Genomic DNA, 9,865 nt, shown 5'->3' with positions numbered 1-9,865 from the left:
GCCGCCGGCGCAGCGGGAGCGGGCGCCGGAGCAGCCGGGGCGGGCGCGGGGGCTGCCGGAGCAGGAGCGGGCGCCGGAGCCTCAGGCTCGGGAGCGGGCTCGGGCTCGGGAGCGGGCTCAGGTGCAGCGGCCGGAGCGGCGGATCCGCCGCTGCCGCCGATGATCGCCAGTTCGGTACCGACCGCAACCGTCTCATCCTCGCCGACCAGGATCTTGGTGAGCTTCCCGGCCGCGGGGGAGGGGATCTCGGTGTCGACCTTGTCGGTCGAGACCTCCAGCAGCGGCTCGTCGACCTCGACGTCATCGCCCTCGGCCTTCAACCACCGCGTCACGGTGCCCTCGGTGACGGACTCACCCAGGGCGGGCATGGGAACCGGGGTTCCGCCGCCGGCGTCGCCCCCGTCGGAGTCACCACCAGCGGAGCCGCCGGAGTCGCCACTGGCGGCCGGCGCGTCACCAGCCGGTGCGGCCTCGGGCTCCGCAGCTGCTTCGGTTGCCGGCTCCGGCTGCGCGGGTTCGGGCTGGGCTTGCTCCGTGGAGGGCTCCGCAGCCGGCGCCTGGGCTTCGGCCGCCGCGGCAGGTGCATCGCCTGCCGCAGCAGGCTCGGCCGTGCCATCACCGATCACGCACAGGTCGGCCCCTACCGGCACCGTCTCGTCTTCCTGGACGAGAATCTCGCTCAGCGTTCCGGCGACGGGCGACGGAATCTCCGTGTCGACCTTGTCGGTCGACACTTCCAGGAGCGGCTCATCGACGGCCACCTGATCGCCGACATTCTTGAGCCACCGCGTCACGGTGCCTTCGGTGACGGATTCGCCCAGCGCCGGCATGGACACGCGTTCAGACATGGGGCCTCGTTCTCCTCAAAGCGGTTGCGGTGGTTGTGATCAGACTCTCACGCTCAGGGGTCCCCGTGCAGCACCGGGTCCACCCAGGTGCCACGAAGACGACATCAGGTCGGCTCTTCATCAGGCTGACTGCTTCATTCACGCTCGATGCTTCATCACGCTGACGGCTCAGCCACGGCCGCTGCCTCAGCAGCCTCGGCGAAAGCGAGCATGGTCGCCATACCGAATCCGGTGCCGCCCTTGGAGGTGAACCCGTAGGGGGCGCCCTCGTTGAACGAGGGCCCGGCGATATCCAGGTGCGCCCACGGGACCGACTCCCCATCGGGACGGTTGACGAACTCACGCAGGAACAATCCGGCGGTCAGCGCGCCGCCCCACTGATCGCCCTTGTGCTGCAGGTCCGCGGTGACCGAGTCGAGTTTCCCCCGCAGATCCTCCGGCAACGGCAGGGGCCACATCGCCTCGCCCGCCGCGCTCGCCGCCGCGAAGACCCGATCGTTGACGCCTTCGTCGTTGCTCATGACACCGGCGACGCGGGTTCCCAGGGCGACCATGCAGGCGCCGGTGAGAGTCGCGATGTCGAGGATGGCGTCCGCGCCCGACTCGACGGCGAGGGCGAGGCCGTCGCCGAGCACCATACGACCCTCGGCATCGGTGTCGATGATCTCGACCGTGAGGCCGTTGCGCATGGTGACCACGTCACTGGGACGTTGCGCGGTGCCGCTCGGGAGATTCTCGGCGAGGCAGAGGTAGCCGCTCACCGCATTGCCGATCCCCAGCCGAGCCGCCGCGATGACCGCACCGGCCACGGCGGCCGCACCGGCCATGTCGGACTTCATCGCCAGCATGGAGGCGGCCGGCTTGATGCACAGACCGCCGGAGTCAAAGGTGATGCCCTTGCCGACGAGGGCCACGTGCGCCCCGGTGCCGTCGGGGCGATAGTGCAACTCCATGATTCGCGGCGCGTGCTCGGAGCCCTGCCCGACGCCCACGATGCCGCCGCACCCCATCTCGACGAGGTCGTCCGGGCCGTGCACGACGATCTCGATAGCGGCTTCGCTGGCCGCGATCCGGTCGCGGACGACGTCGACGAAGGTCTCCGGATACAGGGCATTGGGCGGAGAGTTGACCAGATCCCGCACGAAGGAACTCTCGGCCGCGATGACCTCCGCGCGCTCCACCGCCCGGTCGTCGTCGCGATTGGCGGCATCGCCGTGGACGAGGATGCGCGCGACCTTGCGTCCCTCCTTAGGGCCAGACTCCTGCGCCGCCGCCCCCTTGTGCGCCATGAAGACGTAGCTACCCAGGTGGGCGCCGATCAGCGCGTTCTCCCGCCAGCCCGGCTCGGTCACGGGGAGGGCGAGTATGACCGTGCCGGCCTTGCCGATGTGGCGCAGCGCGGCGCCGGCCCCCGCGCGCAGGGTGAACGCCGTGACAGCGGTGTCCTTGCCGACCCCGGGCGCGATGCCGGTGACCACGACGCGCTTCGCGGCGAGACCGGGGACCCCGGCGATGCTGTGCACGTCGTCGACCTTGCCGGTGGCCCCGAGCACGGGCAGAACGGCATCCAGGTGGACCTTGGCCGCGTCGGGCAGGGATTGGCCGTCCGCAACGCGAGCGCCCTCCCCGTCCGGGACCGCCCCGACCACGACGGCATCCGCCTCCAGGGTGTCGAGCGGGCTGGGGGCTACGGCAAAGAGGCTCACGCCAGGCAGGCTATCCCGTCGGGCCCAGGTCTGCCGGTGAGCGGTACCGTGCGTTCATGAGCGATGGACTGCGCACCTCACCGCTGCACGACCGGCATGTCGCCCTCGGCGCCAAGATGGCCGATTTCGGGGGATGGCTGATGCCCATCGAGTACCCGGCGGGTGGCGTAATAGCCGAGCACACGGCCGTGCGCGAGCGCGTCGGTATCTTCGACGTCTCCCACCTCGGGAAGGCGCGGGTGAGCGGGCCGGGGGCCGCGGCATACGTCAATGCGTGTTTCACCAACGATCTCGGGCGGATCGCCCCGGGGAAGGCGCAGTACACCATGTGCTGCGACCAGTCCGGCGGTGTCGTCGACGACCTCATCCAGTATCTCCGCGGCGACGACGACGTCTTTCTCATCCCGAACGCGGCCAACACCACCACGGTGGTCGAGTTGCTCCAGGCCGATGCCCCAGAGGGGATCACGGTCGAGAACCTGCATGACCGCTACGGCGTGATCGCGGTCCAGGGAACCCTCTCGGACGAGGTGCTCGGGGACCTCGGATTCCCGGCGGGCCACGAGTACATGTCCTTCGTCGAGGTCGACTGGGAGGGACTGCCGGTCATCGTGTGCCGGACGGGCTACACGGGGGAGCGCGGTTACGAACTCGTGCCGATGTGGGACAACGCCGGCGCGCTGTGGGATGCCCTCGCGACGGCGGTCGCGACCCGGGGAGGTATGCCGTGTGGTCTCGGCGCGCGCGACACCCTCCGAACCGAGATGGGCTACCCCCTCCACGGCAACGATCTGTCGCTCGACATCACCCCGGTCATGGCCGGGGCGGCGTGGGCGGTTGGCTGGGACAAGGAGACGTTCTGGGGCAAGGAGGCGCTCGCGGAGCAGCGGGCCGCGAAGACGTCGCGGCTAATGCGGGGTCTTGTGGTCACCGGGCGCGGCATCCCGCGCGCGCATTGCGCGGTGCTTGATGCCGAGGGCAATGTCGTGGGCGAAGTGACGTCCGGGACGTTCTCGCCGACCCGCAAGGAGGGCATCGCGCTCGCGCTCCTGGACCGCTCGGTCGCGATGGGCAGTCAGGTCGCCATCGATGTGCGGGGACGCTCCTTGCCCGCCGAGGTCACCAAGCCGCCCTTTGTCGAGGTGCAGACCAAGGAGTCCTGACGCCGGGGCCCGAGGTTTGCGGCGTTGGGGTTTGCCCTGCCCGAGCCCCGAGTCGTGGGTGGGGCGGCGGGCAGGCTGGGGGCGAGGACGTCAGGCTGGGGGTTCCAGCGACATCGGCCCGTAGACCATGTCCTCGAAGTGCATCAGGCTGACCTCGTCGACGCCATGGTCAGCCAGGTCGGCCCACGACTCAGCCAACCAGGCCTCGGCGTCGCCCTGCGTGGGGAAAGTGGGCAGTCGCGTCCCGACCGGCGCCCACCCGACCGGCTCCTGATCGGCACCGACGCAGAGCCAGTGGTATTCCGACATTCCCGGCCGCCTCAGGAGGGGTACTCGCCGCGCCCGACCTGGGGCCGCGGCATACGAGTAGGACGCAGTTGCATCATCCGCATCGCGGCATAGGGCGCGAGGCCCTTGAGGTTGGCGTCCGCGCCGAACTTCTCCTTCAGGCGCTTCTTGATGCCGCGCCAGGCGAAGAACCCATCGACGACGGCAATGAGCACCAGCAGATAGACCAACAGAAAGGCCGTTGCAGCCCATGACGTCCGGAAGAACTGCAACATCAACACCAGCACCATGAACGGCAGCAGGAACTCCGCCACCATCCACCGCGCGTCGACACTGTCGCGCACAAATCGCCGCAGCGGGCCCTTGTCGCGGGGGGGCAAGTAGCGGTCGTCCCCGGTGACCATGGCCTGGCGCATCTGCGTGCTTTGCTCCATCCGCTTGGCGCGCGCCGCGACCTTCGCTGCCTTGCGGTCGGTGATCACGAGCGGCTGTTTGCGGGCAGCCTCCTGGTCGCGTCGCTTCGGGGTCGGCCGATTCTTGGCCCCCTCGCGCGGCTGGTGGACCGCTTGGTCCTGGGGCGTCTCGACAACCTTGTCCTTGCGTCCGAACACCGGGCAAGGATACGTGGTGGGTAGGGTCGCCCCGTGAGCGTGACACCCCTCGACATTGACACCCTGCGCGCGCGGATCGACGACCTGATGCCCGGCATCCGGGCCGACCTCGAAGCGTTGACCCGAATCCCGAGCGTGTCCCTCGATGCATTCGACCAGAACCACGTGGAGGAGAGCGCGGCCGCCACGGCGCGCCTCTTCGAGGCCGAGGGCTTTGGGGTGGAGGTGGTGCGTGAAGGAGGTCGCCCCGCGGTCATCGCCCGCAAGGAGGGTCCGGCCGGCGCCCCGACCGTGCTGCTCTATGCCCATCACGACGTCCAACCTCCCGGCGCCGACGACCTCTGGGACAGCCCCGCCTTCGACCCCACCGAGCGCGACGGTCGCTTGTATGGCCGTGGCGCGGCCGACGACAAGGCCGGGATCATGGCGCACCTCGCCGCGATACGCGCCCACGGCGACGCCCTGCCGGTGACGCTGGTCGTCTTTGTCGAAGGCGAGGAGGAGATCGGCTCGGAATCGCTGCCGGCGACTCTCCTCGCGCACGGCGACAAGCTCGCGGCCGACGCGATCGTCCTGGCCGATTCCACCAACTGGGCGATCGGCGAACCGGCGCTGACCACGACCTTGCGCGGGCTGATCCGGGTCGTCGTCACCGTCCGCACGCTGTCCCACGGCATCCACTCGGGCATGTTCGGCGGGGCCGTGCCGGACGCGATCACGGCGCTGATCAGGCTGCTGGCGACCCTCCATACCGACGATGGCGAGGTGGCCGTGACCGGACTCGACGCCGGCACGGCCAGTGATCTTCCGTATGACGAGCCCCGCCTCCGCGCCGAATCCGGCCTTCTCGACGGGGTCTCGTTGATCGGGCGGGGCCCGCTGCTGGACCGGATCTGGGCGAAGCCGTCGATCACCACGATCGGCATCGACGCTCCCAGCGTGGCGACGGCGTCCAACACCCTGGTGCCGAGTGCGAGCGCCAAGATCTCGATGCGGCTGGCACCGAGTCAGGACCCGGACGCGGCCTACGACGCCCTTCGCGCCCATCTGGAGTCGCGCGTCCCGTGGGGAGCGCAGGTCGAGATCCACCTGGACGACAAGGGGGAGGGCTTCGCCGCCGAGGCGACCGGCCCGATGTATGACGCCGCCCGCGCCGCCTTCGCCGACGCCTGGGGCCACCCGCCGGTCGACATCGGTGTCGGCGGGTCCATCCCGTTCGTGGCTGCCTTCGCCGAACGCTTCCCCGACGCGGCGCTGCTGGTCACGGGCGTGGAAGACCCCGACACCCGCGCCCACGGCGCCAACGAATCCCTGCACCTGGGGGAGTTCGCCAAGGTGTGCCTGGCCGAGGCCGCCCTGCTCTCCCGCATCGACGCCCTCTGACCGCCCCCGCCCCGAGCGCCGTCAGTCCTTGTGCGTCTCGCCCGGCAGCGCCAGCATCTGGTCCAGGGCTTTGCGGGCATACCCGGCGACCTCGGGGTCGACGTGGATCGGGTTGACCACCCGCCCGTCGACCAGCGATTCCAGCGCCCACACCAGGTGCGGCAAGTCGATCCGGTTCATCGTCGAGCAATAGCAAACGTTCTTCTCCAAGAACGCAATTCGCTGGTTCGGGAACTGCTGCGCCAGCCGCCGCACCAAGTTCAGCTCAGTGCCGACCACCCACGACGTCCCGTCCGGCGCGGCCGCGATCGTCTTGATGATCTTCTCCGTCGAGCCGACCTCGTCGGCCAATTCCACGACCTCGTGGCGGCATTCCGGGTGCACGATCACCTTAACGTCCGGGATCTCCCGCCGCGCCGCCTCGACCGCCTCCACCGAGAATCGCCCGTGCACCGAGCAGTGCCCGCGCCACAGGATCATCCGCGCGTCGCGCAACTGCTGCGGCGTCAGGCCCCCACCAGGACGGTGCGGATCAAACACCACGCACTCGTCCAGCGAGCCGCCGAGGTCCCGGACATAGGTATTGCGCCCCAGGTGCTGGTCCGGCAAGAAGAGCACCTTCCCGGTGCCGCCCAACACCGCCCCGTCACCGCGCTGCTCCAGCGCCCACCGCAGCGCGGTCTTGGCGTTGGAGGAGGTGCAGATCGTGCCGTCGTGCCGCCCGGTGAAGCCTTTGATCGCCGCCGAGGAGTTCATATACGTCACCGGCAGCGTGTCGTCGGCAACGCCCACATCCTCCAGCACCGCCCAGGCCTCCTCGACCTGCCCGATCGCCGCCATGTCGGCCATTGAGCAGCCAGCGGCCAGATCGGGCAGGATCACGGTCTGCTCGTCGCTGGTCAGGATGTCGGCAGACTCCGCCATGAAGTGCACACCACAGAACACGATGTATGCCGCGTCCGGCCGCGCCGCCGCTTCCTTCGCCAGCTTGAAGCTGTCCCCGGTGGTATCGGCGAACTCGATCACCTCGTCGCGCTGGTAGTGGTGGCCCAACACGAACACCTCGTCACCGAGTGCCGCCTTGGCCGCCCGGGCGCGCGCGACCAGATCCGGATCCGAGGCGGGCGGCAACTCACCCGGGCATTCCACCCCGCGTTCGGAGTGCAGGTCGCGACCCTGCCCGAGAACCAGCAGCGGCAGGGGGCTCGTGGTCGTCATACCGGCGATCGTATGCCGTTCCCTCCTCCCGACCGGCGCTCGCCGAGCCCTCGCTAGCCTGGGCAGCGTGCATGTCGTCATCGCCCCGGACTGCTTCACCGGCACCCTGACCGCCACCCAGGCGGCCGCCGCGATCGCCGAGGGGTGGGGGCGCTCCGCGCCGCACTGCCTGGTGACCGAGGTGCCGCTGAGCGACGGGGGACCGGGCTTTCTGGACGTGCTGGAGCCTGCGCTGGTCGGGGAGGTCCGCGCCCTCACAGTGGCGGACCCGCTCGGCCGGGAGGTGCCCGCGAGCATCCTGATGGTCGGCGCCGAGGGGGAGCGCACGGCATACATCGAATCGGCGCAAGCCGCCGGCCTCCATCTGCTCGGGGCGGGCGAACGCGATCCCGGCGTCACCTCGTCGTTCGGCGTCGGGTCGCTCCTGCGCGCGGCGCGCGAAGCCGGTGCCCGCCGCATCGTCGTCGGGCTCGGCGGGAGCGGCACCAATGATGGCGGCGCCGGGATGCTCGCGGCGCTGGGGGTCGGCTCGGTCGACGACCTCGGTCGGGGCGGTCTCGGTCTCGCCGACCTGACAGTCACTGCCCTTAACGCGCTCCCGGCGGTGCGCGCGGAGTGGGCACAGATCGAGATCGTCGCCGCCACCGATGTCGACAACCCCCTGCTCGGGCTGAAGGGCGCCAGCGCTGTTTTCGGGCCGCAGAAGGGCGCGACCCCACAGCGGGCCCAGGAGCTGGAGAACGCCCTCGGCCACTACGCCGATCTGCTCAATCGGCAGCTGCCACCGAGTCTTGACCTCATTTCCGGCAAGCCGCGCCGACTCGACCGGGAGCCCGGGGCCGGCGCTGCGGGCGGGCTCGGCTACGGGCTCTTCCTGCTCGGTGCCCGCCGCGTCAGCGGTGTCGACCTCGTGCTGCAGGCCGTCGGCTTCGCCACACTCGCCGCCTCGGCGGATCTCGTCGTGACGGGGGAAGGCACGTTCGACTGGCAGAGTCTGCGCGGCAAGGTCGTGACCGGCGTCGCGCAGGCCGCGCTCGAGGCGGCCACGCCGTGCATCGTCATCGCAGGTCAGGTGCTGGTCGGCCGTCGTGAGGGTATGGGTATCGGCCTCTCCGGGATGTATGCCGTGGCCGCCGACCCCACCCAGGAGCAGGCCGCCCTCGCCGACCCGGTCGGGACGCTGGCCAACCGGGCGGCCCGCGTCGCCCGGACGTGGTCACCGCCCCCGCGCCCGGCGTGAGCCGGCCGAGCGAGCCGCGGCGGCGGGTATTCTGGCGACCACCGGGGAACAATCCACGACCGCGGCGGTGTTGAAGCGGCATACCTCCCCCCGGACTCGACAGCGAAGGACCCACGGCATGACCACGACCGAACAGACCTCCACCGACACGCACGGCGTTCAACTCACGGACGTCGCGGCCAGCAAGGTCAAGTCCCTGCTGGACCAGGAGGGTCGCGATGACCTGCGCCTGCGCGTCGGCGTGCAGCCGGGCGGCTGCTCGGGCCTGATTTACCAGCTCTACTTCGACGAGCGCACTCTCGATGGTGACCTCGTGCGCGACTACGACGGCGTTGAGGTGGTCGTCGACCGGATGAGCGCTCCCTACCTGGAGGGCGCCACGATCGACTTCGCCGACACGATCGAGAAGCAGGGCTTCACCATCGACAACCCCAACGCGGGCAGCAGCTGCGCCTGCGGCGACAGCTTCAGCTGACCGGGGACCCTCCACCCCCTCCCCGCGCGCACCAGTCCGCCCCCTCCGCGGACGCAATAACCTGGCCGTGACGCAAAAGCTATTGCGTCACGGCCAGGTTATTGCGTCCAGGGGCGCCGCCTGCCCACCTGTGGGTGATGCAGGGCACGCAGGCAAGGCTCACCATGGTTGAAAGTGCAAATTGCATGACTACGGTGGAGATTGCTGGACAACACATCCAGACCGGGGCTCGACAAAGAGCCCGAACCGCAGGGCTCCCCCGGCATACGGAGGAGACACCCCCATGCGCAGCACGCTCGACAAGCTCATTTCCTACTTCGGTCTCGCCCTCGCCGGCCTGCTCGTCATCGGTGGCGGCCTCCTGCTCTGGGGCGCGAACTTCACCAACAGCAATGTGACGGAGCAGCTCAAGCAGCAGGACATCACCATGCCCGCCGGCCCCGCCATCGAAGACCCGCTGATCAAGCCCTACCTGGAGAAGTACGCCGGTCAAGAGATGACCACCGGCGACCAGGCGAAGGCCTTCGCCGAGCACTACATCAAGGTGCACATGGACAAGTCCTCCGGCGGCCGCACCTATGAGGACGTCTCCGGTGAGTTCATCAAGCTCAGCAAGGACGCCAACGCCGACCAGACGAAGGTCGCCGAACTCGGCGCCCTGCGCCAGAGCCTCTTCATGGGCAACACCCTGCGCGGCCTGCTGCTCAATGCCTATGCCTTCGGCACGATGGCCAAGATCATGACGTATGCCGCGATCGCCGCCTTCGTGGGCGCCGCCGGGATGGCTCTCCTCGGCCTTCTCGGACTCCAGCACGCGAAGAAGGTCGCCACCAGCGCCCCGGCCCGCGCCGCCTGAGTCACCCAGGTCACGCACGCCCTTACGGCCCACCCACCCCCCCCGGACGCCCATACGGCCCCCCCGCCCCCCCCCCC

Annotated in this window: 10 protein-coding genes; 5 read left to right on the top strand and 5 right to left on the bottom strand. The window is 69.8% G+C overall.

Going from position 1 to position 9,865, the window contains the following annotated elements; translation table 11 throughout:
• Together BN13_RS14240 and BN13_RS14235 are read right to left on the bottom strand one after the other, a co-directional pair.
• The coding region (locus BN13_RS14240) for a biotin/lipoyl-containing protein (protein ID WP_048549229.1) at positions 1-848 on the bottom strand (848 nt) is incomplete at its 3' end.
• A 155-nt stretch (positions 849-1,003) separates the two neighbouring features.
• Positions 1,004-2,554, bottom strand: a complete 1,551-nt coding sequence (locus BN13_RS14235; protein WP_048547918.1) for a leucyl aminopeptidase — start codon at positions 2,552-2,554, stop codon at positions 1,004-1,006.
• 56 nt (positions 2,555-2,610) lie between these two features.
• Between BN13_RS14235 and gcvT the strand changes: the two genes are divergently transcribed.
• Entirely contained in the window at positions 2,611-3,717 is a 1,107-nt protein-coding gene (gene gcvT, locus BN13_RS14230) for a glycine cleavage system aminomethyltransferase GcvT (protein ID WP_048547917.1), read from the top strand.
• Positions 3,718-3,807: 90 nt separating this feature from the next.
• Here gcvT and BN13_RS14225 read toward each other — a convergent pair whose 3' ends face one another.
• Together BN13_RS14225 and BN13_RS14220 are read right to left on the bottom strand one after the other, a co-directional pair.
• On the bottom strand, positions 3,808-4,026 hold the full coding sequence (locus BN13_RS14225; RefSeq protein ID WP_048547916.1) for a hypothetical protein: 219 nt from the start codon (positions 4,024-4,026) through the stop codon (positions 3,808-3,810).
• An 11-nt stretch (positions 4,027-4,037) separates the two neighbouring features.
• A complete protein-coding gene (locus BN13_RS14220) occupies positions 4,038-4,616 on the bottom strand; it encodes a DUF3043 domain-containing protein (RefSeq protein ID WP_048547915.1) in 579 nt (192 codons plus the stop codon).
• Between the two features lie 33 nt (positions 4,617-4,649).
• On the opposite strand from BN13_RS14220, the gene BN13_RS14215 reads away from it, so the two are divergent.
• Positions 4,650-5,999 carry a dipeptidase gene (locus BN13_RS14215; RefSeq protein WP_268806965.1) on the top strand — a complete coding sequence of 450 codons (1,350 nt, stop codon included), beginning with the start codon at positions 4,650-4,652 and terminating at the stop codon, positions 5,997-5,999.
• A 21-nt stretch (positions 6,000-6,020) separates the two neighbouring features.
• On the opposite strand, the gene nadA is transcribed toward BN13_RS14215, so the two are convergent.
• A complete protein-coding gene (gene nadA, locus BN13_RS14210; protein ID WP_048547914.1) occupies positions 6,021-7,217 on the bottom strand; it encodes a quinolinate synthase NadA in 1,197 nt (398 codons plus the stop codon).
• 67 nt (positions 7,218-7,284) lie between these two features.
• Between nadA and BN13_RS14205 the strand changes: the two genes are divergently transcribed.
• The 3 genes from BN13_RS14205 (at position 7,285) to BN13_RS14195 (ending at position 9,788) form a co-directional block, all read left to right on the top strand.
• Positions 7,285-8,457: a glycerate kinase family protein gene (locus BN13_RS14205; protein ID WP_048547913.1), complete on the top strand. Its 1,173-nt coding sequence runs from the start codon at positions 7,285-7,287 to the stop codon at positions 8,455-8,457.
• A 118-nt stretch (positions 8,458-8,575) separates the two neighbouring features.
• Positions 8,576-8,932: an iron-sulfur cluster insertion protein ErpA gene (gene erpA, locus BN13_RS14200; protein WP_048547912.1), complete on the top strand. Its 357-nt coding sequence runs from the start codon at positions 8,576-8,578 to the stop codon at positions 8,930-8,932.
• 283 nt (positions 8,933-9,215) lie between these two features.
• Positions 9,216-9,788: a hypothetical protein gene (locus tag BN13_RS14195; protein ID WP_048547911.1), complete on the top strand. Its 573-nt coding sequence runs from the start codon at positions 9,216-9,218 to the stop codon at positions 9,786-9,788.
• Positions 9,789-9,865: the final 77 nt, after the last annotated feature.

It is taken from the genome of Nostocoides jenkinsii Ben 74 (assembly GCF_001046875.1).
Lineage (GTDB): Bacteria > Actinomycetota > Actinomycetes > Actinomycetales > Dermatophilaceae > Nostocoides_A > Nostocoides_A jenkinsii.
Note: the sequence above shows the minus strand (reverse complement) of the source record. Positions and strands in the feature narration are given on the sequence as shown.